Raw genomic sequence first — 24,181 nt, forward strand, 5'->3', positions numbered from 1 at the left:
TTTATACCCGACCTTTACGCTTCATTGAAAAGACTTTCAATGCGAATTGTGGCAGTACGAGCATTCGTTTCCAACGGCTCGGCTGTTTCAGTAATCGATAAAGCCATTCTAAATTCAGCTTTTGCCAAATAACGGGTGCACGCTTGACCGTTCCAGCGATGACGTCAAATGATCCGCCAATGCCGATGAATACACCGTGGGAGAATTTCCCGATGTTTTCAGAAATCCACTGCTCCTGGCGCGGTACACCGAGCGCGACAAAAATTAAATCCGGTTGAAGCGCGGCGGCCTCATCAGCAATCGTATTGTTCTCCCAATCAAAGAAGCCATCATGATGCCCGACAATTTCCACATTCGGATACTGTGCTTCAATATTTGCTACCGTTTTTTCGAGCGTTTCTTTTTGTGCACCTAATAAGTACACTTTAAATCGCTTTTCTTGACCAATATTCAAAAGCCCTAACATTGTGTCATACCCTGTGACACGTCCTGGCAGATCCTCACCTAAAATTTTCGCGGCTTTGACGACACCGATTCCATCTGCACAAATATACGTCGCTTGATCGATATAGTTTTTTAATTTCGGATCTTCATTTGCACGCATGACAATTTCAGGGTTTGCGGTAATAACGAATGTTTTTTCTTTTTGTTCAATACGACCTGCTAATAGCTTAATAAAGTTTTGCTGATCTATATGTAAGAAGGGAACTCCCATAATCTTTACATGTTTCATAATTGTTATGACAACCTTTCTATTTAATATCAATTACGCCTCGGAGTAATAGCGTCGAGATTTTTTCGAGCATGCTCGAAAAGCCCCTCTTAAAAATCTGTGACATCCGCCAGAGGCATGAACTTGTTTCATCTGAAGCAAGTTCAGTGCGTTTTACTGCCATTTATCATACCACAAAAGTATTCTTGAAAGTTAATTTCAATTGGAATCTACAGGCATATAGTAAACGTTTTGACGTATGGATGAGGAAAAAGTTCGTTTGTATTTATGGAAAAGGGGGGAAAGTGTATTTTTTATCAAAAGGGGATTAAAAGCAACTGCGAACAATACGAATGGTATGTTTATACATAAAAGGATAATGAAAGATATTAATTCATGACAAAAAAAGCACCATTTATTTTTAAAATAACCGGTTTTTTCAATTGTCACAATTTAGACAAGATTTAGATGTCGGGCGCGTATATAAAAAAAACATATCCCGACGATAAAGCCTATTAATAGGTAGATGCTCTTTCAAGCGTGCTTTTTAATCAAAATAATACGAAGAGGTAACTTACTAGGAAAAGTAATTATAGGCACATCATTGTCTTTTGAGGTGTCAGTTGGATTAATTGGTTATTTTATATGCATATTGCTAAATATTTCAACATAGGATAAGATTGTTATGCATTAAACTTATTGGGAATAATGTAAAAGAAAAGGGTTGTATGCCAACCTTTTCTAAAAGAGGATAAAAAGATAAGGAGACTTAAAATATCTCAAATATCTCAAATATATCCTTGTTTTCCAAAATGGTAGATGGTATATTATAGAAGTAAATAAATGTACTAATCTGAAACCTTAGTAGTCAGTTTAAGTGCATTTAGTAAAAAACCTTTGTTTACTATGTTTATAGTAGCGAAAGCGATATTTTCGAATATTGTGTGGAGCTAGTATTAAGCTAGATGAAAGGTAATTTAGGAGGAAAAAATTAAATGACAAAATCAAACAAGAGTCGTAAGTTTATTGCGACGTCTGCAACTGCTGCATTAGTAGCATCTGCAATCGTACCAGTAGCATCAGCTGCTCAAATTAATGACTTCAACTCAATTTCACAATACGCTCAAGAAGCGGTACAAGACTTAAACGATCGTGGAGTTATTAAAGGCGACCAAAAAGGTAACTTTAATCCTAAAAACCCAATCACTCGTGCAGAAGCTGCTACAATCTTAACTTCAGCTTTAGGTTTAGAGGGTTCAGGTTCAACTAGCTTCAATGACGTGAAAAAATCTGCATGGTATTATGATGCAATCGACGCTGCAGTAAGCAACGGTGTTTTCCAAGGTCAAGGCGCTGGTAAATTCAACCCATCTGCTAACTTAACTCGTTCTGAAGCAGCAATCATCCTTGTTGATGCTTTCGGTTTAGAAGGTTCTGCTGATCTTTCTGAGTTCAAAGATAGCGCTAGCGTGAAATCATGGGCTACAGAAGCATTAGAAATCGCTGTTGCTAATGGCGTAATGAAAGGTGACGGCGGTAACTTAAAGCCAAACGCATCTATCTCTCGTCAAGAATTCGCTGTAATGTACCACCGTACAGAAGCTCTTGAAGTAACTGAAGAAGTTTCTGGTTCAGTTAAGGCAATTAACGCTACTACTGTTGAAGTAACATTTGAAGAAGATGTTACTGATGTGAAAGCATTAGACTTCGCTATCGAAGGTTTAACAATTTCTAACGCAGTTGTTAAACAAACAAACAAAAAGACTGTAGTATTAACTACTTCAGCTCAAACTGCTGATGTTGAGTACACAGTAACAGTTAACGGTGAAAAAGTTGGTTCATTCAAAGGCGTTTCTGCAGTAGTTCCAACTAAAGTAGACTTAGTATCTTCTTCAGTACAAGGTAAACTTGGTCAACAAGTTTCTGTACAAGCAAAAGTAACGGTTGCTGCTGGTCAATCAGCTGCTGGTATTCCAGTAACATTCTCAATCCCAGGTAACAACAACGATGCAGTTTACCCAACAGTAACTGGTGAAGCAATCACTAACGCTGACGGTGTTGCAACTTATACTTACACTCGTTACGGCGCAGGCACTGATGCAGTAACTGCTTATGCAACTGGTGACCGTTCTAAGTTCTCTACTGGTTATGTATTCTGGGGTGTTGATACAATCTTAACAATCACAGAAGTAACTGAAGGCGCTACTATTAACAACGGTGCTAACAAAACTTATAAAGTGACTTACAAACACCCAACAACTGGTAAACCAGTATCAGGTAAAACATTAAATGTAGGTGTTAAAGAAAACATTGATGTAACAGTTGATAAATTACAAAATGTTACTGTTAATGGTACTAAAGTAGTGCAAACAAGCGATGCAAATACTAAAGCAGCTCAAATTAAAACTGATTCTAAAGGTGAAGCTACATTCACAGTTTCAGGTTCAAATGCTGAAGCAACTCCTGTAGTGTTCGAAGCTGCTGCAACTACTGTTACTAATTCAAATGGTACAGTAACTACAACAGGATATTCTCAAGAATATACTGCTGATAAATTACAAGCAACTGCAGCTAAAGTAAAATTCGGTGCTGTTCAAGCTGATTACACTATCGAATTAAAACGTGATGGTGGCGAAGTTGCTGCAACTGGTCTTACAAACGGACGTAAATACAATGTCGTTGTAAAAACTAAAGATGGTAAATTAGCTGCAAATGAAACTGTAAACGTTGCATTTAACGAAAACATCGATGGCGTTATTTCTACAGTTACTAGTGCTAAATTTGTTAAAATTGTAGACGGTAAACAAGTTAGTTTTGAAGCTGGTAACATCACTGTTAAAACTAACTCAAAAGGTGAAGCGAGCTTTGTTATTGGTACTGACTTAGGTTCTAATTTCGAAAACACTTATGCTACACCAATCGCTTGGATTGACATTAACAACCAAAGCGGAAAAGATGCTAACTTAGATAAAGGTGAGCCAACTTCAGTTGCACCAATCTCTTACTTCCAAGCTGCGTATCTTGAGGGTTCTAAACTAGTATCTAAAAATGCACAAGGTGATACTGAAGATAAGTTTGTTGGTAAAGAAAAAGCTACATTTAAAGTAGAACTTACAAACCAAAGCGGTAAAGCAGTTAATAACTCTGGTTACGTAACTAATGATGTATCTTACACTGTATACAATACTGGTGCTAACAATGTATTTGTAAATGGTGTGGAAATTGCTCCTAACCGTGTTCATACTTTAATTGCTACAAATGGTGAAATTATCGTTGAAGCTAACGAAAAAGGTGAATCTACTTCAGTAAAAGTTCTAGCTACTGGTGTTGCGAAACATGCTACTGATAATACTAAGAAAGACTTTGCATTCACTGCAAAAGAAGCAACAGCTACATTCACTTCAACTACTGAATTAACAAACTTATTTACTGGTACAATTAAATCATTTAATACTGATAAGCAAACTATCGTATTTAATGATAAAGATTCTGTAAAAGATCCTGTAAAATATGCTGGTGAAACTGATAAGAAATACGTATACAAAAATATTAATGGTGCACCACTTTCTGAGAAACAATTCGTTGAATATCTTGATACTGCAAAAGAAGCTGTAAAAGCAACGTATGAAGTAAAAGATGATGTAATAACATTCTATATCCAACCTAGTACAGGTGGAGATAAACCAGTTAATGAACTTACAGCAGATAAAGAAGCAGCAAAAGTGGCATTAGCAGCAGCAATTAAAACAGAAACTGATACTCCATTACTTAAAGCAGATTACACTCCAGAAACTTTTGTAGTATATGAAGCTGCATTAACAGCAGCAAAAGCTGTAAACGTAGAAACAGCTTCAACTAGTGCTATTCAAAAAGCAACTACTACTTTAGCTGAAGCTAAAAAAGCTTTAAAACCATCTACAAGTTCGGAAGCAGAGAAAGCAGCAGCCAAAGCAGCTCTAGATGTTGCAATTAAAGCTGTAAAAGAAGAAGATTATAAATCTCCTGCTGCAGTAAAAGCATTTGTAAAAGCTGCAACTGAAGTATTAAACAACCCAGCTTCTACAACAGCTGATTATAACAAAGCAAAATCTGATTTAGCAGCTAATCTTGCAACATTAGAAAAAGTAGTACTTGGTGATGCTGTAGCTCCAACAGCAGTGGTTACTACTTCAGCGGATAACAAAGTTGTAACAATTACATTTACTTCAAATGTAACAGTTCCTGCAGGTACAATTACTGTTGGTACTGAAACAGGTACAATTGCAGCAGTAGATAACAATAAAGAATTAACTATCACATTGGGTAAAGCTCTAGCAGCGGATGGAACAGCTACAATTACTGTTAAAACTCCAGCAACTGCTACTGTAAAAGCTGGTGAGTTCAAATACGAAGTGAAGTATGATTTCGCAAAAAATACTTGGACTGCAACAGAAACTCTTTAATAAAAATAAACGAAACGTTACTTTATAAGCTAGCTTGCTAGTGAAATAAGTGGAAATGAAAACCCATACCTTGTTTTTAGCAAAGTATTGGGTTTTCTTTCTAACTATGACTTCCAAATGAAGGGTGAAAATCCTTTCCTTGTAAACAGTCGATATACAAGTGCCTAATCCTCCTGCATCCAGTGATGTGCTGAATTACACAAAAGGGATGAAGTCAGGTGAAGTCGTACTCAGGTAGACCTGAGGCGGGGTTCTTTAAAAAATTTCTATGGTTAGGTAAACGAATCCATGTAGGCAGGGTAAGTTAGTGTACGGTGCGAAATTAAGCTAGGAGTTCACTGTACATCCTTATAGCCGAAATGCTATAGTGGCGATCGATGAATTGACTGTTAAACCGGTCGTTCTTACACCTGGATAGTGGAAACCTAAGGAAATTAAAAAGAGGGATGGAAGTTGTGGAACGTTTGAAGTCTTATTAGAAGAGGTGTATCAGCACCAGTGATGCTAATAAGATGGCAGCGGGTTCATAGTAGTGTGGATAGCTAGCCGTTTGGACTTGTATGGTAACATACGAGAAGGATAAAACTAGCAGGAGCGAAGGAACCCAGTCAGTAGATATTATTCTATAAAAGCTTATTTCCCCAAAATTTAAGCTTTTAAAATAGTACCCATCATGTAGTAGTGGTGGGTACTTATTTTTGGGTATTATATAGGTATATTTACATGTTGATGTGTAAATTAATTTACCTATGAAAAAGAATAATTTTCTATTGATGGCACGCCGTATGCGATGAAAGTCGCTTGTGTGGTGTAGGCCCGAACCGAAAGCCATAGAAAAATGGTATAAGACGGGAATAGCGTAGAAGCAGTTAAAGCACAAGATTTTAGCAAGGGAACAGCAAATAACGGTTATTCAATTGGATTTAAACTGAATTTAGATGTGCTTCCATACGAGCAAATCGTGTCAATGACTGCGACATTATATGATGGAGTTACTGTAATAGGACAAGTAATTGCTGATAACGATGGTCGTATTGCCAAATATAAAGAATCGGATACTGGTATTGATGGACTAGATGGTCAAAATTCTATTGTTTTCCGTACTGAGGAATACCTTGATACAGCTGGGGTGACAAAAAATGTTGATGGAAAATACGCGAGTGACTGGTTGGTTAACTTGCAACCTTTAGACCCAGCGTATAATCCATATCCTACAGTTACAAAAGTTCCTACAAAAGCAAAACTAGAAATTAAGACTAAGTCAGGTAAAACAGAAACTGTAGAATATACTTGGTAATAAGCTTTAATACTAATTCCTATCGCAATTCGAATTCGTAAGGATTTGAGTTACTAGAATTAAAGTAATCTCCTTAAGTCTTTCGGTGACTTAAGGGGATTTTCTTTTTGAAGGTGGATTGGATACGCGAGAAAAATACACCAGTAGAGATTTAAATGTTGAATATAGAAAAAAGCCTTTTATACCAATGTTGGGAACGAAAGGCTTTTTTATAATGGATATTAATCTAACTGTAGTTTAAAAAATTTCTCTGACTTCACTAAATTGCTTCTTGGATATACCAGTTAAGACGAGGCTCTTTTATTTGCACTTTATCTATATTAATAGGTAGGTTCTTTAAGTATCTAAACATATCTGCAATGGAAACCTGTGGATTGAACCATAAGTAGTGAGATACTTGCTCTTCCGTTTTGGTATATGGTAATGTTTGTTCCATTGAATAGTTAATACTACATGCCCCCAGCCATTCCTCAAAATACTGAACTTGATGTCGGTCTTTTTGAAGTATATTAAGCGTTAGAGCAAACTCATTCAATTGAAGAGAGAAGAAATGTTTTTGTTCATCTTGCGTAATGCAACCTTGGATTTGGCAAGTACCATCCTCAAACGTATTGCTATTTTCCGCTTCATTTACCCAATTTCTTGACGGCAATGACATGTTGCTTTAATTCTTCAAATTTATAAGGAGTTAATTGACCAATCAAATCGTCTTGTATTTCCTTTAACCACTGAGGAATCTTTTTATTTACGTAATCCTCATCGCAGGATAATAGAGAATTCACTAAAAATTGAATAGGATCATGTGATGAATTAGATGATTGTTCAGGTGAATGATTCGTTACTGGTTTTAGTTCAACTTTTTCTTCAACCTTTGTTTCAACTTCCACCTTTTGTAAGTTTCCCTTGTTTCCACTATCACGTAATTTTAATAGGGTTTTCGGTTTTAATTTGAATAACTCTTCTATTTTAAGCAAGAGCTCGTCTGCACCACCTCTTCGGCCTTGTTCAATTAACGCTATATAAGTTGAAGACACACCCAATTTTAAAGAGAGATCGCTTCGTGTAAGCTCTTGCTCTGTTCGTAACTCTTTGATTTTATTCCCCATTGGACCATACAATTTTTCCTCTTGGGTAGATTTTTTACCAGCCGACATTAAAGCATTTTCTTTCTTTTTATCTTTTGGTTTGGAAGTTTTGAAATTTAAGATAGGTTCTACTTTTTTCATCTCATTCATTTTAATTCTCCCCCTTTGTTAATCTTATTTATATCCAAGTTAAATTACTTTTAAACATAGTAATAGAATAAGAAAGTCGTTTTTATTTATTAATCACGATTGGAAGTATTTAAGTTTGCCTTTTTCTTTTCCAAATTGTAAATCTTCATAGCGATAGGTATAGGGATCAATCTAGGCACCTATTTTTTCTAATGGAGAATTATTGATAAATTCTCTCCATTAAACGATAAATTCCCTCTTCTTGTGTATGATGCTTTCCATGCAGAACAAGAGCAATTGGCGCATGAATCTTGTAAAAAAAGTTACTTTAGGGTCGGATGATGACTTTTACATCTTTATTAAAATTCCACATGAAGTGACTAGAAATTACAGATAAAAAGAACTCTTTATAGAGCTTAATTGTGAATTCAAGGGGAAGCCGTAACCGTTTCCGCAACTGTAAGTGTTTTAGACGAAAGAGCTTCGATATTTCGAATCTAAAGTTTGAATGTCTATTAATTATCTAGTTAGTTATGAATTTTTAAAAAAATAAAACTATGTTAAGATGATGCCGAAAAAATATGTATCAGATGTATAAAAGTTTGCGATAATACACTACATTTTATAAGAATATATTGAGCAAGATTAGAAATAGTTACCCTTGTGTTTATGAAGGATGTTCAATAGTATTTTGATAATATTGAAATTTACTGCATTCAAACATTATAAAATATAACAAATATACCAAATTAAGTGTATAATATAACTTATAAAATATAGTAGGAGTGATAAAATTTGAAAAATAAATTACTTGGAAAAGTCAGTAAAGGTCTTGCTTCAACAATTGTTGCTAGTCTTTTAGTATTTTCACAAACGGGCGTATCTGAAGCTGCTGAAGTAACGAAAAAAGTTGAGATTAACCCACAAATTAAGATTTTAAACAATGGTTATTCAGTAACTGGTAATGTTGCGCCAATCATTATCGATGGAACTACTTATTTACCTGTACGTTCTTTGTCAACTGTGCTTAACAAAAATGTTCTTTGGGATGGAATGACTAAATCTATTTTTATTACAGATACAGTCGATCCAAATGAATCGAAAAATGAAATTGCCAATTTAGAAAGATTTATTAAAACAAAGGATGCTAAAATATCTGAGTTAGAAAATTCAATTAAATCAAAAGATACTAAAGTTGCTGAGTTAGAAAACTTAGGCAAAACGAAAGACGCTAAAATTCTTGAATTAGAAAATGCGATTAAAGCAAAAGATGCTAAAATCGCTGAATTGGAGAAAAATTCTAATACTAATGCTCCTCTAAAAGATTTACAAAAACAATTGAATCGTAAATACCAATATTCGAATGGGTTGGACTTCAATATAATACTGAAAGAAGATAAATATGGTATTAACGTTGAAATTGAAATTGATTTAAAATACGCTACTGCCGATAAAGATTGGTATAGATTATCAGATGCAGATTTCTTAAAATTTATAAATCTTATCATGGATGATATTTGGTATGAATACAGAAATACTGAAATCACAGGTATAGTGATTAATATTGACGATAATAAAACATTAGCTACATTCTCTGGTAATAACAGATATTTAGTGAAATTCGATAAATTCACAAAACCAAAATATTAAGTTGAATTTTATATACCGGGTGCACAAACAATTCTGACAATAAAACGCAATTTATGAAAATACATTGAGTGTTGTTAGATGAGGGAAGTCCTTTGCTAGAGTAATCATGCAAAGGGCTTTTCTTTTTGAGCCCTCAGCCTACGATCATGTCTAGAGCCGTAACAACTCGACATTCAAATAGTTAATATAATTATGAAGCAATGAATTAATGCCTTTCATTCCAAATGGAGTGAAGGGCTATTTTTATTTTGAAGGAGGAGATCACATGGAAGAGAAACAAAAGAAAGTACCTGCAAAGAGGATTCAGTTAGTGGATGTGGTGCTGGAGAGAAAGGGTTCACAGATGTTCGAGGGGAGACGAGTTCGATCGCCAGAGGATGCAGCAAACATCATTCGAGATTTCATCGGGGACAGTGACAGGGAGAAGTTTGTGGTGCTTGGGTTGTCGACAAAGAATGAGCCACAGCTTCTACAGGTAGTTCACACAGGCTCCATCAATGCATCGATTGTTCATCCGAGAGAGGTCATGAAATCTTTAATCTTAGCGAATTGTGCGTGTTGTGTAGTTGCGCATAATCATCCAAGCAACGATGTTACACCATCACCAGAAGATATTGATGTGACCGAGAGATTGGTTGAAGCAGGTAAATTACTTGGTATTGATGTAATGGACCATCTAATACTGGCATCGGATAAGTTCCTATCATTAAAAGAGAAAGGCTACATGTAAAGGGGGTGATAAGTCTTGAACGCATTCAAACGATTAGCAGAAGTAATGATGGAAAAGTACGGTATCTATGTTCCATTAAGTGAAGTAGGCTATGAAACTGTATTTCTATATAAAGAAGAAATGGATGAACAGCTAGTACCAGCAGGAGTTGTTGATTATTTAGAAGGTCCAATGGAAACAGAAAGTGCTAGTTACATTGATGAAAATGAGGATAAACACCTTATGATTGGCGGGTAAAGAAAGGAAAAAGAATGATGAATCTTGACGGTTTTGTAAGAACTATGAAAAGATGTTTAACATAGATGATTTAAATTAATATAACATTCATACTGTTATTACCAAAAACACCAAAAATGTATAGAAGGTAGAATAATACGTTGATGAAAAAGGTAAAATGGTGCAATTTATTGTCTGAAAAATCAGGTATTTTTGCAGTCTATTTTGTTATATATTTGAGATGGGGAAATAATGAATAGGAATGACTGCTGATGGCACGCCGTATGCGATGAAAGTCGCTTGTACGGTGTAGACCCGAAACGAAAACCATAGGAAAGTGGTATAAGACGGGAATAGCGATAACTATGAAGAGGAGATTAGAAAATTAATTTCTGAAATAAGTACTGAAAAGGCAATAGATGATGTTCGTTATCTAACGGAAACTATTGGCCCACGCATTACTGGTACAGAGGGTGAAAAAGTAGCTGCAGAGTTTATAAAGGATCGTCTAAATAAATATGGCTACTCAGTAAGAGTAGAAGAATTCAGTGTGCCAGATAAGAAAATGGGTGAATTGATAACAGAAAATGGAGATGAAGTGTTATTTAGCGTCTCAGCTAATTCATCTACAACAGAGAACGGCGAATTGACAGGACTTCTTTTCGATGCAGGACTTGGTCTTACTGATAATTTCAATGACGAATCTAAAGGTAAGATAGCGCTTATTAAAAACGGAGGAGAGTTGAATTTCCAACAAAAAGTGGATAATGCAGTAGCGGCTGGTGTAGCTGGTGTAATAATTTATAACAATATTGATCATCCTCGTCCACTAGGCTTTTCAGTAAGTGTTAATACGTCTATTCCTGTAGGCGGTATTACAAAGTCAAGTGGAGAAGCATTGCTTAACGATATCGTTGCTGAAAATAAAACCGTAACGTTGAGTGTAGAACAGTTACAAAATTTGACTTCAAGTAACATCATAGCGACAAAATTGCCTGAAAAAGGAGGAAGCGATGAAATTGTGCACGTATCTGCACATTTTGATAGTGTTCCATTTTCACCAGGGGCAAATGACAATGGATCAGGAACGGCAGCTGCTTTAGAATTAGCACGAGTATTCAAAGACTATAAGATAGATAAGGAATTACGTTTTGTATTCGTAGGTGCAGAGGAAATTGGTTTGATAGGTTCAAAATATTATGTAGGTCAATTAAGCCAAGAGGAAATTAATAGAAGCATTGCGAACTATAATATGGATATGGTTGCAACGGCGTGGGATAACGCAACGACTTTATATACGAATACAGTTGACGGCAACCCAAACCTTGTTACAGAAACGGCGAATAACGTTGCGAAACTAATTGATACACCATCAGAGTTATTTTTGTTTAAACGTGGAGCATCTGATCATGTTGATTTCCACAATGTTGGTATTCCAGCAGCTAACTTTATTTGGCGTGAACCTGTTACAAATAATTTAGAGCCGTATTATCATACACCGGATGATGTACTAAAATATGTTAGCGCTGAAAGACTTAGAGAAGTGGCTAATATAGTAGGTGGATCTGTATATACTTTAATTAGGGAAAAATGATAATACAGGGCACACAGGAGAATTCATACAACTTTCTATAATTTATGAAAATAAATAGAATGTGGTTAGATGAAGGAAATCCTTTGCGAGAGGTAATTAATCTTGCAAGGGGCTTTTCTTTTTTCGCTCATATCTAGAGCCGTAATAACTCGAATTTCAAATAGTTAATATAATTATGAAGCAATGAATTAATGCCTTTCATTCCAATGATGGAGTGAAGGGCTATTTTTATTTTGAAGGAGGAATTTATATGAATGAGAAGCAAAAGAAAGTACCCGCAATGCGTGTAGGCTACATGTAAAGGAGGTAGTGAATCTTGAACGCATTCAAACGATTAGCAGAAGTAATGTTGGAAAAGTACGATTTCTATGTTCCGCTTAGTGAAGTAGGCTATGAAACTGTATTTCTTTATAAAGAAGAAATGGATGAACAGCTAGTGCCAGCAAGAGTTGTTGACCATTTAGAAGGTCCAATTGAAACAGAGAGTGCTAGCTACATTGATGAAAATGGGGATGAACACCTCGTAATATTAGTAGAAACGGGTTCTGTTGATCCTTATGAAGTTTGGTTACTAAATGGTGAGGTAATACCGAATAATGCAGGAAGTGATGATTATGTACATTAAAAAATATGTGCAAGTAAAGGTAAATGGACAAACGTTTTACCGAGAAAAGAATATCATGGGCTATTACGATAATTTTCAATCTCAACCAGTAAAGTCATTTGAAATTGTCGAAGTAGTAAAGATTGATGTAGATGAAATCCATTATTTACTTAATCAAATACAAGATGTAAACCTACGAAGCATAATCCGTCATTATATTGCCTATTTAGAAAAAATAAGTGTCGAGTGATGGCTTTGATTTTAGTTGAACTCACGACATTACTAATGGAAAACTAACGACAAAAGTAAATACAGATAGTAAGTAAAATGGGAAGTTCATGCCGCGCAAGGTTTGAGCTGTTTTTGCGTGCCTAAAATAGCAAATGCTCCTGGTTAGTTCTAAACATTTTGGGTAAAATAGACTATAATAAGATTGAACTATATGTAGTGATTTATCTAATTACTCAAAAATTGTAATTAATTAACCAAAAGTTTAGGTATTATTTAATCTAAAAATGTTCTATAATATATATGGGGAAATAAGGAATAGAAATAATATGCTGATGGCACGCCGTATGCGATGAAAGTCGCTTGTACGGTGTAGGCTCGAATCGAAAGCCATAAGAATGTGGTATAAGACGAGAATAGCAAAGAAGATATTGCTCTAGGAAAAGCAAATACAGCATATTCAAATTTCAAAGATGCTTATGATGAAGACACTCTAGATTGGGATACACTAATTACAGCTATTCATTTTCTTGGAGAGGCAAGGAAAGCTGGGGCAGATGTAAGTACTTTGGAGGATAAATACGCTACAATTACCTCTTTAGATATGAGTGGCAAAAATACTAGCAGATACACTATATCAACAGGAGCATTGGTGGACTTTACTGGGCTTACTAATTTGAATTTATCTGGTACTGGAATCTCTGAACTTGGGGGATTAGTAGCTCTTACAAGTCTAATAACTCTCGATATATCTGGAAACCAAATTAGCGATTTAGGTGCACTAGCGAATTTGAGTAATCTATCTACACTAAATGTTTCTCGTACGAACATCGCTGATTTAAATGTTCTAGTTAAAGAAAATAGTTCAACACGGTTTACAAATCTTGTAAACCTGCAAGCTACTAATATTTCTACTTTAACTTCAATTGCAGGATTAGTACATGTTTCGGCTAATGCAACACAAAATAGTTCCGTTAAATGGGATTTCACAGGTAGTAAACTTACAAGTCCCGATGCACAAAATCATATTGATCAAATAAATGCTTCTAAAAATGATGCTGTATTTATAGCACCAATTCCTGGTGCGTGACAGGGATAATACTGCGTTCTGTTTGTATGAACAATTCTGACAATTTAATACCGTTCATAAAAGTGGGTTGAGTGAAGTTAGAGAAGGAGAGTCCTATGTGAGATTAAATCTTGCATAGGGCTTTTCTTTTTGATCCCGTAGCCTACGTTCATGCCAAGATTCGTAATAACTCTACTTTCAAATAGTTAATATTAATACGAAGTAATATAATGATGCCTTTCATTCCAAAGTGGAGTGAAAGGCTATTTTTTATTTTAAAGGAAGAATTCATATGGAAGAGAAACAAAAGAAAGTACCAGCAAAGAGAATTCAGTTAGTTGATGTGGTGCTGGCGACAGCAACATTAACTGTTTTAACAGTTAATACCGACGTTTCAGATGTAACAACAGCGGATGAAGCAAGCTTTAATAATGAAGTGATCATTGTTGCTCCTGTAGCCCGTAATACTGGTGCTGCGTTAACACAAGAAACCTTGAAATTCAACATAACTTCTACAATTGTTTGGATTTTTACTTAAATCCATTGGGGAGTGTAACCAATTCAAAAATGGATGAAATGGCTTTTTTCTATGTTTTAATTATTTTCGAAATATATATTGAGATATCCATATTTAAGATGACAAAAGTAATTTCGCCTGATTTTTTACAAATTTTAACATAAAATTAATATAGTTATTGGAGAATATTTACATATATTTATTAATATGTATGTAATGGGGAAATAAGTTTAGAGTTTTATGACTACTGATGGCACGCCGTATGCGATGAAAGTCGCTTGTACGGTGTAGGCCCGAACCGAAAACTACATGAGATAATTGTAGTATAAGACGGGAATAGCGAAATCATTGCTGGTGAAGAGGCGGAAAAATATGTTAAAACTGAAGATTTTGGATATTGGGCAGATCAAGTTGCTTTTAATGTAGGATTTACATTAAATCTAAATAAGCTAACATATGATAATATTAAAAATATTGAAGTTTCATTATTAGGTACTGGTAATAATACAATGGCAACACGTACAGCTACAGGCGCTCAAATTACAAAACTTAAAGCTGATGATATTTTATATAGTGGATTAGACGGTCAATTAAGTGCAGCGTTTAAGGAACGTTCAACAGTAGAATCTAATGATTATTGGACTAGTTCTGCTTATAACTTTGATACTCCAGCAAAAGCTCAAGTGAAAATTACTACTAATGACGGTAAAACAATTATTGTTGTTAATAATAATCTAACTCCTGTTGCACCAACAAAATAATTAAAATGATAACTATTCATTTTTCTGAATAAAGTGAATAGAAATCTAATAAGCCCTATGCAACTTTGCATAGGGCTTTTCTTTTTGCGCCCCTAGCGACCTCTCGTGTTTAGAGCCTTAACAACTCGACTTTCAAATAGTTAATATGATTATGAAGCAATGATTTAATGTCTTTCATTCTAAATAGAGTGAAAGGCTATTTTTTATTTTGAAGGAAAAGTTTACATGGAAGAGAAACAAAAGAAAGTACCTGCAAAGAGGATTCAGTTAGTTGATGTGGTTCTGGAGAGAAAAGGTTCACAGATTTCGAGGAATAAGTATTAGGAAATTAGAACTTTTTTAGTTGAACTCACGACATTTCTAATGTAAAAAACTAACGACAAATGTAAATGCAGATAGTAAGTGAAATGGAAAGTTCATGCCAGGCAAGGTATGAGCTATTTTTGTGTGAAGAAAAACCGAAGTTAATATATGAATACTGGCGTGAGTGAACTAGGACAAGCCAATTAGAAAGGTGTTGATTTGAATGTGGCAACAAGTAGTAATTTCAGTAGCAACTTCAGCTGTAATGGTAATCGCAAAAGAAATTATTGAGGAGAAAACTGTGCACTGGGTGAACAAACAATTCTTACAATTAACTACAATATTAGAATTGAGGAAGGGCTCTAAATGGCTACTGCTGTGTAGGGCTTTTTTGTGCCATCAGACTCAATGTTAGGAACGCTCGACGAATAGGTGCAGCCACATTAACTGCTTTAACAGTTAATACCGACGATTCAGACTTAACAACAGCGGTTGAAGCAAGCTTTAATTTTGAAGGGATTGATTTTGCTTCTGTAGCATCAAAGCTGGCGTTACGTTAACACAAGAAAATTTAAAATTCGACATAACTTCTGCATCTACTTGGATTATTACTTTAATCAATTGGGGAATGTAACAAATTCCAATACATTAGTTATTACCGAATTATATATATTGAGATATCCATATATTATATTGATGGAATTTAATTTCCCTATTTTTTACAAAGTTTAATATAAAATAAATATAGTTAATGAAGTATATTTACAAATATTTGTTTATATATAAGTAATGGGGAAATAAGTTTAGAGTTTTATGACTACTGATGGCACGCCGTATGCGATGAAAGTCGCCTGTACGGTGTAGGCCCGAACCGAAAACTGCCACAAAGCAGTATAAGACGGGAATAGCGATAAGAATTTTAAGTTGTCATTGATGCATATGAATGACACACATGCAAGTTTAGCAAATGCTGCAAAAACAGTAACAGCTGTAAAGCAGGTGAGAGGTGTAAAACCAGAGTCTCTATTATTACATGCAGGTGATGTATTTTCTGGTACATTGTATTTTAATGAATTTAAGGGAAAAGCAGATTTAGCAATTATGAATTTAATGAAGTATGATGCAATGACGTTTGGTAACCATGAGTTTGATTTAGGCTCAACAACGGAAGGGCATCAAGCATTAGTTGATTTCATTAAAGCAGCGAAATTCCCGTTTGTAAGCTCAAATGTTGATTTTACAAAAGATAATAAGTTCAATGGCTTATTCTCGGATTTAAATTCGAGTAAACCTGAAAACGGGAAAATTTACAACGGCATTATTAAAGAAATTAACGGTGAAAAGGTCGGAATTTTCGGGTTAACGACAGCTGAAACAAAAAACATTTCGAGCCCAGGCAGCATTCAGTTTGAAGATTATATAGCTGAAGCGGAAAAAGCGGTTGCTGCTTTTGAAGGTCAAGGTGTCGATAAAATCATAGCTGTAACACATATTGGTTACGATGATAATGCAGCAGTTGACAATGATTTAACTTTAGCAAAAGAAGTAGAAGGTATTGATATTATTGTTGGTGGTCACTCGCATACACCGTTAAACAAACCAACAGTGATAGCTGAAGATCAGACACCAACAGTGATTGTACAAGCAAAAGCGAATAATGAATTTTTAGGAACATTGGATGTAGAGTTCGACAAAAATGGTGTAGTTGTAAACCATGAAGGCAAGCTAATTGAAATTGGTAAATTAGCAGAGGACACAGAAGCAAAAGGCATTTTAGCGCCATATAAGGCTCAGGTTGATGAAGTAGCAGCAGAAAAAATTGGTGTCGAGGCAAGTGTAGCTTTAGAAAGCCCACGTACAGATGGTGATAATTCAAAGCCAAGTGTTCGTAAAAATGAAACGATTCTTGGAAATTTAATTACTGATGGGATGCTTGCAAAGGCTAAAGATTTTACTGATAAAAATGTTGTGATGGCACTTCAAAATGGTGGCGGTATTCGTGCATCAATCGATGTGGGTCCGATTACTGTCGGGGAAGTAATTACAGTATTGCCGTTTGGTAACACATTAGCAGTAATGGATGTAACAGGTGCAGAATTAAAAGCGGCATTTGAGCATAGCTTTAGTCAGTATCCAAAAGAGAATGGTGGTTTCTTACATGTAGCTGGTGCAAAGGTGGAGTTCGATTCTTCTAAGCCAGCAGGTCAACGTGTTGTATCCGTTAAATATAAGGATGCGTCAGGTAACTATGTAGAACTTCAAGATGCTGAAACGTATACAGTTGCAACAAATGCATTTACAGCACAGGGTGGAGACGGCTTTAAAATGTTCGAAGATGCCTATTTAGATGGCAGAGTAACAGATCTGGGATTATCAGATTGGGAAAACTTGAAAGACCATCTAATAAACGTGAAAAATTTACCAACAGAAATTGAAGGACGTATTGTAGATGTAGTTTCTAGTAAAATCACTGAAGTAGATCCTAAAGATTTCAATGGTACAGAAGGATCTCCAAAAGTCTTTGAAGGAAATATTCGTGTTGATATTTCTTCTATTAACGAATTAAAAAATGCGGAAATAAAAGGGGACTTAGTGCTAGTTGGAACTGCTGGAGAAGAAATAAACTTCTCTAATATTAAAGTATTAGGAAATTTAATTGTAACTGATTTAGAAGGAAATATTATAAACTTCGATGGCATTGATGTAGCAGGAGAAACGGTTCTTTAATTAATGAAGACCTTCTTCGTAAAAGGAGAAGGTCTTTATTTTAGCAAATACTTAAAAAGGGGCAAAATGAGAATGTCTAATAATAAATGGAAAAAATCATTAAATGCTTTATTAGCAACAAGTTTAGTAGCAAGTATAGCTGTACCCGCAATGCCTGCAAATGCAGAAGTAGTGGGACCAGCAACAGATTTAATTATTTCGGAGTATGTTGAGGGATCTAGCTTAAATAAAGCCATTGAACTTTACAATGGTACAGGTGAAACAATTGATTTAAGTCAATATACACTTGAACTTTATTCAAATGGTGAAGCTATATCAAAAGCAGTAAGTCTAACAGGCGCGTTAGAGAATGGTGCTACCTATATCGTTTATCATGGTGGTGCTGCTGATGCTATTAAAAATGTAGGACAGTTAGAAGATAATACAGTAATTAATTTCAATGGTGATGATGCAATTGTATTGAAGAAAGGAACTACTGTAATTGATTCAATAGGACAAGTAGGGAAAAGAGTAAACAATTTAGCAGATGTTTCATTAGTAAGAAATAGTAATAGAACTGTTGGTGACATCGTTATTGATGATCCTTTTAATCCGGCTGAGCATTGGACTAATTTAGGGAAAGATATCTTTGATAATTTAGGTCAGCATAAAATGGATGACGTAAATATTGATCCAGAACCACCAGTAGATAAGGCAGAAGCTGTAACAACTTCAATACTTTCTGGAACAGTTGAGGCAGGTACTTCGATAACGTTATCAACTATAACTGAAGGCGCGAAAATCCATTACACAATGGATGGCAGTGAGCCAACAACAGCCAGTCCTGTTTACACTACTCCAATTATTATTGAGCAATCAACAACAATTAAAGCAATTGCAGTAGCTGAGGGTCTTGAAAGTAGTGAAGTAAATACTTTCACCTATACAGTAATTGGGGAAGAGAATACGGGTTCAATTGCTGATGCTAGAGAAAAAGCAATTGGTGAAACAGTTACACTTAAAGGTGTCGTAGCAGCAAAGTTGAAAAACACTATTTCTGTGCAGGATGAAACAGGTGGAATTGCTGTTCGTCCGACTACTTTAGACGTGCAATTAGGAGAAGAGGTAACTTTAACAGGAAAATTGGCAGACTTTAATGGACTTCTACAATTAGATAGTGCATCAATTGTTGAAAAAGGTTCAAACGTCGGCGTACCTCAACCGAAAACTATAACAGGTGATGGGGTCTCTGAAACCAATGAATCCCAGTTGGTTACTGTTGAAGGAATTACTCTCACACTTGATTCAGAAGGAACTGGGTTGAAAAATTATAAAGCGACGGATGCTTCTGGAAAAACGTTTTTAATTCGTGATGAAAAAGCTGATCTTGATTTAGCTGTAAATACAAATTATGAATCTATAACAGGAATTGTTCAGCAATTTAAAAATGATTATCAAATTATTCCACGTGGAGCGGCGGATATTGTATTAGATAGTACAACGCTACAGCCAGCAATCGCTTCTCCTGCACCAGGAACCTACGTAGGAGCACAAACTGTTAGCCTTTCTGCTACAACAGCAGGTGCGGAAATTTTTTATACAAAAGATGGCTCACTCCCGACTGTAGAAAGTACAAAGTATGAAGGTCCTATTACAATTAATGAAAATACAATAATAAAAGCGATAGTGAAGGCTCAAGATGGTACATTAAGTAAAGTTTCTACATTTGACTATAAAATTACAGATAGCCTACAAATCCATGATATTCAAGGAGAAGCGCATAAGTCACCTCTTTTAGGAAATGCGGTAAAAGATATTCAAGGGATTGTCACATACAATTATAAAATAGGTAATAACAATTATTTCCACATGCAAACACCTGATGATTTAAATGATGATAATCCAAATACATCTGAAGCTATTATAGTATTTACAGGGAACCAAGTACTTGCTAATAAAGGTAATTTAGTGAAGGTTTCTGGAAAAGTAGATGAGTTTCAAATTGATGGCTATACAGATTCAAAAAGAGACACTGATTTATCTGTGACTCAAATTAATGCAAGAACAGATCAAGGTGGGGCTATTACTGTTGTAACAAAAGATGTAGAACTTCCAGCAGCAGTAACAATTGATGCGAGCAACTTACCGAAGAATGTAATTGATAATGATGGCTTTGCAAAGTTTGATCCAGAAGAAGATGCAATTGATTTCTGGGAGAGCTTAGAAGGGATGCTTGTCGATGTAGGGTCAGTAAAAGCTGTTTCGCCACAGGAACATGGTGATTTAATTACAGTACTCGAGGATAGACAAACTGATACAATTCACGGTGGCGTTAAGTTAACTGAGGAGTCAGCAAATCCAGACCGAATTCAGTTTAAGTTGTTCGACAATAGTGCTGCTAGAAATTTTGAAGTTGCCACAGGTGATAAGTTTACAGGTCCAATTCAAGGTGTTGTAAACTACGGCTTCCAAAACTATAAAATTTATGCTGATTATGAATATATGAAGGCAAAGCACCAAAAAGGAAATACAAAGCCTGAAACAACTACGATTTCAAAAGATGAAAAGAAATTAACGATTGCTTCTTATAATCTTGAAAACTTCTCAAATAATACGAAAGAAACAACTGACGATAAAGCACGTAAATTAGCTAGAGCTTTTGTACAAGATATGAAAAGCCCTGATATTATTGGTGTAACAGAAGTGCAAGATAATAATGGTTCAAGCACGGGTGATTCAAAGGCTGATCAAAGCTATCAGCGCTTAATTAATGCCATTAAGACAGCGGGTGGCCCTGAGTATAAATACTTGAATATAGACCCGGAAAATAATACAGATGGCGGAGCACCTAATGCCAACATTCGTGTAGGATTCTTATACAATCCTGAACGCGTATCGTTGCCAAAAGGAATTGAATCTGGTAATGCAACGACAGCGGTTGGTTATGAAAATGGTAGTCTTACGCTAAATCCAGGTCGTATTGATCCAACAAACGCAGCGTTTAATAGTAGCCGTAAGCCTTTAGCTGCACAGTTTACATTCCAAGATGAAGATGTCATCATTATCGCAAATCACTGGAATTCTAAATCTGGCGATACACCGTTATTTGGATCTACACAACCACCTGTGTATGAAAGTGAAAAGCAGCGAAAAGAGATTGCTCAAATCGTTTATAACTTTGTAGAGGATATTAAAAAGAAAAATCCAAATGCAAATATTGTATCAGTAGGCGATTTTAATGATTTCCAATTTACAGATGCTCTAAAAATCCATGAAGGTCAATATATGACGAATATGATTAATAAAGTAGCCGAAAAGGATCGATACACATACTTGTTCCAAGGAAATTCACAAGTATTAGACCACATTTTAGTGTCAAACAATTTAGTAGATAATGCAGAAGTAGATATTTTGCATATTAATGCAGATTTTACTGATATGGCAGGTCGTGCAAGTGACCATGATCCAGTATTAGTACAAATTGATTTGAAAAATGACTCAAGTGTTGAACCAATCCAGGCAGAAAAAGTTTATAACTTTAAGAACTTTAAAACAAACAAGTTAAAGATTACGAAGCCGAGTGTTGCCGTACATTTAGATGCACAATCTGTTATTGCAAATGGTGTTTTATTTAATGGTAGCTATATGGAGTTGCACGGAGAAGGATTTAAAACGACAGATGTGACGCTAAATCCTAATAAAGCAGGTGCCATTCTAGATTTAAAAGCAAATACAGTGAAATCAATCACGATTGATGGTCCAAATGTTAAGGAAATTAGAGGGGCAGAAAATCTTGATTTCAAATCGATAAAATATATTAACGGCGCTACTCCTGAACAAATTAAATTTACAAATTCTAAAGGGGATCCCATTGTGGATCCTTCTTTACCTTCTGAAAATAATGAACCAATAATAAAAAAGCCACTTGAAAATAAAAGTGTAGCTATTGGAGAAGTAATTCAAATTGATTTAACTAATCATTTCTCTGACCCAGATGGTGACGAACTATCATTTACATCTACTAAAGGTACTGTAAATGGTGAAATATTAAACCTTCAATTAGAAGAAGGTACTCATATTGTAGCGGTTACAGCGTCGGATGGAAGCAAGAGTATAACGAGTAGGTTCAGCGTTACAGTTGGTGCTGAAGATTATTATATGAGTGCAATGAATAAAGAGGGGCAAGCTTTGAAAACGGCCCTCCATGACATTATTTCGAAGCAAAAGGTACTTTCGTATGATGAAGTATGGGATGCATTGAAGTATACGGATGAAGACCCTAAAAATAATAATAATGTGGTCTTATTTTATTCTGGAAAATCAAGATCAAAAAGTAGTGACGGTGGAAACGCTGGGGACTGGAATCGTGAGCATACATGGGCAAAATCACATGGGGATTTTGGGACAAGTAAAGGTCCTGGTACAGATATTCATCATTTACGCCCAACAGATGTACAAGTAAATGGATCAAGAGGGAATTTGGATTTTGACAAAGGTGGCAGTCCTGTTGCTGGCTGTGATGGGTGTTTAAAAGATTCAGATTCATTTGAACCACCAAACCGTGTAAAAGGAGATGTCGCAAGAATACTGTTTTACATGGCAACTCGTTATGAAGCTGGTGATAAAGTTGACCTCGAATTAAATGATAAAGTCAATAACGGAAAAGCCCCATACCATGGGAAGTTATCGGTACTTTTACAATGGCATCAACAAGACCCAGTAGATGAAATTGAAAAACAAAGAAATGAAAGAATTTATGAAATTCAAGGCAATCGAAATCCATTTATTGATCATCCTGAATGGGTAAAGCTAATTTGGAAGTAAATAGGTTTCAAGGCAATTAAAAAGAGTGAGAAATTGCCAAATAAATAAGGCGCATCCTGTTCGAATCGAACAAGGTGCGCCTTATTTTGAATTGAAGAGTTACCATTAGAATTCCATAAACTTAATACATGGGGAAATGGCTTTAATTAAAAAATGTGTGTTAGAGAGGCAATGTAAATGGATAATACCGTGCACATATACAATTTCAAACTGAAAGGAAATTTTTTATGGTTCAGTACATTGTGAATGGGGCTCCAGTTATTGCTCCCTAGTCTTCGTGAAACAAATTCATAGGTGTCTTTATCTATTTGTAGGAATTTGTCTAAGTTTCGTGAATAATACTCGTGTTAGAAAATTACTGTCAAATAATATTTTAGGGAATCTCCAAAATATAACAAAAGGTCACAAAAGGTCTCATGGAGTTCATCTAATGACGGTGCTACCATTAATATAGGGCATATGAATTTCTATATATTCGATGCGATTAAATAGAAAGGGAGCGATGGTACATTATTACGTTAGGTTGGGTTTCCGAATTTGTAAATGAATAGTGCTGCTTCATCAATTTAAAGTTGAAGGGAGAATAGCCTTAATGAGTTGTGGGAAATTGAATGCGTGTATTCTATTATTTTAGTTATGAGTCTAATAATATCAGCATTTCCACAAACAGTAACTGCTATGAATACTTCAAATGCTTAAACGCTAGTTATTTCCGAGTATCTGGAGGGGAGCAATTTCAATAAAGCACTTGAACCGTGTAACGGGACGGGGACGACTATTGACTTGAGTGCCTATTCGCTGGAATTGTATGCGAATGGTGTGGAAACTGCCTCAGCAAAACTAGTTTTATCGGTAAGCCTAAACAATGGAGAAACATATGTAGTCTATCATCGAGATGCAATACCTAAATTAAGAAGTAAGTGCAACCTTGAAAACGTAAATATTTAATAGTGACGGTGCTATTTTGAGGGGAATTATGATAACACTATCTATTCTTTTGGATCAGTAGGAGCAAGAAGTTACTAGGGAACTGATGTATCGATAGTTCGAAAAGCTACAGTAATGGAAGGCGATCAAATTCCGAATGATGCTTTTAATAGAGATGAAGAGTGGATTGTTAATTCCAAAGATATGTTGAAATATTTACGGTTCCATGAAAACGAGGATGGTGGACAATCAAACGCTAATATTCGAGCGGGGTTGGCACGTGTGGCATTAACGGAAGGGGATTCTCACGGGGATGCTAAGACCGCTGTTAGTTATTAAAGTGGAAATAATTGTCTATTTCATATTCGAATTGAGTCATAGAAAAGT

General features: G+C 35.4%; 18 protein-coding genes. 15 read left to right on the forward strand and 3 right to left on the reverse strand.

What is annotated here, in order from left to right; translation table 11 throughout:
- Position 1: 1 nt before the first annotated feature.
- Positions 2 to 733, reverse strand: coding sequence for a WecB/TagA/CpsF family glycosyltransferase (locus CSE16_RS02590; protein WP_253896152.1), 732 nt, complete (start codon positions 731 to 733; stop codon positions 2 to 4).
- A gap of 974 nt (positions 734 to 1,707) precedes the next feature.
- Here CSE16_RS02590 and CSE16_RS02595 point away from each other — a divergent pair.
- Together CSE16_RS02595 and CSE16_RS02600 are read left to right on the forward strand one after the other, a co-directional pair.
- The gene (locus CSE16_RS02595) at positions 1,708 to 5,154 is read left to right on the forward strand and encodes an S-layer homology domain-containing protein (RefSeq protein WP_099422429.1); all 3,447 of its coding nucleotides are present in this window, start codon (positions 1,708 to 1,710) and stop codon (positions 5,152 to 5,154) included.
- Between the two features lie 961 nt (positions 5,155 to 6,115).
- Positions 6,116 to 6,451, forward strand: coding sequence for a hypothetical protein (locus CSE16_RS02600; protein ID WP_157764741.1), 336 nt, complete (start codon positions 6,116 to 6,118; stop codon positions 6,449 to 6,451).
- A 259-nt stretch (positions 6,452 to 6,710) separates the two neighbouring features.
- Here CSE16_RS02600 and CSE16_RS02605 read toward each other — a convergent pair whose 3' ends face one another.
- Together CSE16_RS02605 and CSE16_RS02610 are read right to left on the reverse strand one after the other, a co-directional pair.
- A complete protein-coding gene (locus tag CSE16_RS02605; protein WP_099422431.1) occupies positions 6,711 to 7,109 on the reverse strand; it encodes a hypothetical protein in 399 nt (132 codons plus the stop codon).
- On the reverse strand, positions 7,078 to 7,686 hold the full coding sequence (locus tag CSE16_RS02610; RefSeq protein WP_099422432.1) for a helix-turn-helix transcriptional regulator: 609 nt from the start codon (positions 7,684 to 7,686) through the stop codon (positions 7,078 to 7,080). Before CSE16_RS02610 ends, CSE16_RS02605 begins: the two co-directional genes overlap by 32 nt.
- A gap of 774 nt (positions 7,687 to 8,460) precedes the next feature.
- Here CSE16_RS02610 and CSE16_RS02615 point away from each other — a divergent pair.
- The 13 genes from CSE16_RS02615 to CSE16_RS02680 all read left to right on the forward strand — a co-directional run bounded on the left by CSE16_RS02615 (position 8,461) and on the right by CSE16_RS02680 (position 24,133).
- Entirely contained in the window at positions 8,461 to 9,315 is an 855-nt protein-coding gene (locus CSE16_RS02615; protein WP_099422433.1) for a stalk domain-containing protein, read from the forward strand.
- A 265-nt stretch (positions 9,316 to 9,580) separates the two neighbouring features.
- Complete coding sequence (locus tag CSE16_RS02620; RefSeq protein ID WP_099422434.1) at positions 9,581 to 10,045, forward strand: JAB domain-containing protein; 465 nt, start codon at positions 9,581 to 9,583, stop codon at positions 10,043 to 10,045.
- Positions 10,046 to 10,060: 15 nt separating this feature from the next.
- Entirely contained in the window at positions 10,061 to 10,282 is a 222-nt protein-coding gene (locus CSE16_RS02625) for a hypothetical protein (protein ID WP_099422435.1), read from the forward strand.
- A gap of 529 nt (positions 10,283 to 10,811) precedes the next feature.
- Entirely contained in the window at positions 10,812 to 11,855 is a 1,044-nt protein-coding gene (locus tag CSE16_RS02630) for a M20/M25/M40 family metallo-hydrolase (RefSeq protein WP_099422436.1), read from the forward strand.
- A gap of 316 nt (positions 11,856 to 12,171) precedes the next feature.
- Positions 12,172 to 12,480 carry a hypothetical protein gene (locus CSE16_RS02635; RefSeq protein ID WP_099422437.1) on the forward strand — a complete coding sequence of 103 codons (309 nt, stop codon included), beginning with the start codon at positions 12,172 to 12,174 and terminating at the stop codon, positions 12,478 to 12,480.
- Positions 12,470 to 12,709 carry an ATPase gene (locus CSE16_RS02640; RefSeq protein ID WP_099422438.1) on the forward strand — a complete coding sequence of 80 codons (240 nt, stop codon included), beginning with the start codon at positions 12,470 to 12,472 and terminating at the stop codon, positions 12,707 to 12,709. The genes CSE16_RS02635 and CSE16_RS02640 overlap by 11 nt, the downstream gene beginning before the upstream one ends.
- A gap of 546 nt (positions 12,710 to 13,255) precedes the next feature.
- A complete protein-coding gene (locus tag CSE16_RS02645; protein ID WP_157764742.1) occupies positions 13,256 to 13,777 on the forward strand; it encodes a leucine-rich repeat domain-containing protein in 522 nt (173 codons plus the stop codon).
- A gap of 271 nt (positions 13,778 to 14,048) precedes the next feature.
- The gene (locus tag CSE16_RS02650; RefSeq protein ID WP_099422440.1) at positions 14,049 to 14,294 is read left to right on the forward strand and encodes a hypothetical protein; all 246 of its coding nucleotides are present in this window, start codon (positions 14,049 to 14,051) and stop codon (positions 14,292 to 14,294) included.
- A gap of 488 nt (positions 14,295 to 14,782) precedes the next feature.
- Positions 14,783 to 15,034 carry a hypothetical protein gene (locus CSE16_RS02655; protein WP_099422441.1) on the forward strand — a complete coding sequence of 84 codons (252 nt, stop codon included), beginning with the start codon at positions 14,783 to 14,785 and terminating at the stop codon, positions 15,032 to 15,034.
- Positions 15,035 to 16,270: 1,236 nt separating this feature from the next.
- Positions 16,271 to 18,064, forward strand: coding sequence for a bifunctional metallophosphatase/5'-nucleotidase (locus CSE16_RS02670; protein ID WP_099422443.1), 1,794 nt, complete (start codon positions 16,271 to 16,273; stop codon positions 18,062 to 18,064).
- Positions 18,065 to 18,136: 72 nt separating this feature from the next.
- Positions 18,137 to 22,867, forward strand: coding sequence for an endonuclease (locus CSE16_RS02675; RefSeq protein ID WP_172954347.1), 4,731 nt, complete (start codon positions 18,137 to 18,139; stop codon positions 22,865 to 22,867).
- Positions 22,868 to 23,575: 708 nt separating this feature from the next.
- Positions 23,576 to 23,815, forward strand: a complete 240-nt coding sequence (locus CSE16_RS22145; protein WP_157764878.1) for a lamin tail domain-containing protein — start codon at positions 23,576 to 23,578, stop codon at positions 23,813 to 23,815.
- Between the two features lie 114 nt (positions 23,816 to 23,929).
- Positions 23,930 to 24,133 (forward strand): hypothetical protein, encoded by a 204-nt coding sequence (locus tag CSE16_RS02680; protein WP_099422445.1) that lies wholly within the window; start codon positions 23,930 to 23,932, stop codon positions 24,131 to 24,133.
- The last annotated feature ends 48 nt before the right edge of the window (positions 24,134 to 24,181 follow it).

Source organism: Solibacillus sp. R5-41 (assembly GCF_002736105.1).
Taxonomy (GTDB): Bacteria; Bacillota; Bacilli; order Bacillales_A; family Planococcaceae; genus Solibacillus.

What these genes read in the sequence shown, in the direction of transcription:
- CSE16_RS02610 (WP_099422432.1), bottom strand. Translation starts at nt 7,686, where the DNA reads ATGAATGAGATGAAAAAAGTAGAACCTATCTTAAATTTCAAAACTTCC.
- CSE16_RS02605 (WP_099422431.1), bottom strand. Translation starts at nt 7,109, where the DNA reads ATGTCATTGCCGTCAAGAAATTGGGTAAATGAAGCGGAAAATAGCAAT.
- CSE16_RS02655 (WP_099422441.1), top strand. Translation starts at nt 14,783, where the DNA reads ATGGCAACACGTACAGCTACAGGCGCTCAAATTACAAAACTTAAAGCT.
- CSE16_RS02680 (WP_099422445.1), top strand. Translation starts at nt 23,930, where the DNA reads ATGGAAGGCGATCAAATTCCGAATGATGCTTTTAATAGAGATGAAGAG.
- CSE16_RS02590 (WP_253896152.1), bottom strand. Translation starts at nt 733, where the DNA reads ATGAAACATGTAAAGATTATGGGAGTTCCCTTCTTACATATAGATCAG.
- CSE16_RS02650 (WP_099422440.1), top strand. Translation starts at nt 14,049, where the DNA reads ATGGAAGAGAAACAAAAGAAAGTACCAGCAAAGAGAATTCAGTTAGTT.
- CSE16_RS02670 (WP_099422443.1), top strand. Translation starts at nt 16,271, where the DNA reads ATGCATATGAATGACACACATGCAAGTTTAGCAAATGCTGCAAAAACA.
- CSE16_RS02620 (WP_099422434.1), top strand. Translation starts at nt 9,581, where the DNA reads ATGGAAGAGAAACAAAAGAAAGTACCTGCAAAGAGGATTCAGTTAGTG.
- CSE16_RS02640 (WP_099422438.1), top strand. Translation starts at nt 12,470, where the DNA reads ATGTACATTAAAAAATATGTGCAAGTAAAGGTAAATGGACAAACGTTT.
- CSE16_RS02595 (WP_099422429.1), top strand. Translation starts at nt 1,708, where the DNA reads ATGACAAAATCAAACAAGAGTCGTAAGTTTATTGCGACGTCTGCAACT.
- CSE16_RS02675 (WP_172954347.1), top strand. Translation starts at nt 18,137, where the DNA reads ATGTCTAATAATAAATGGAAAAAATCATTAAATGCTTTATTAGCAACA.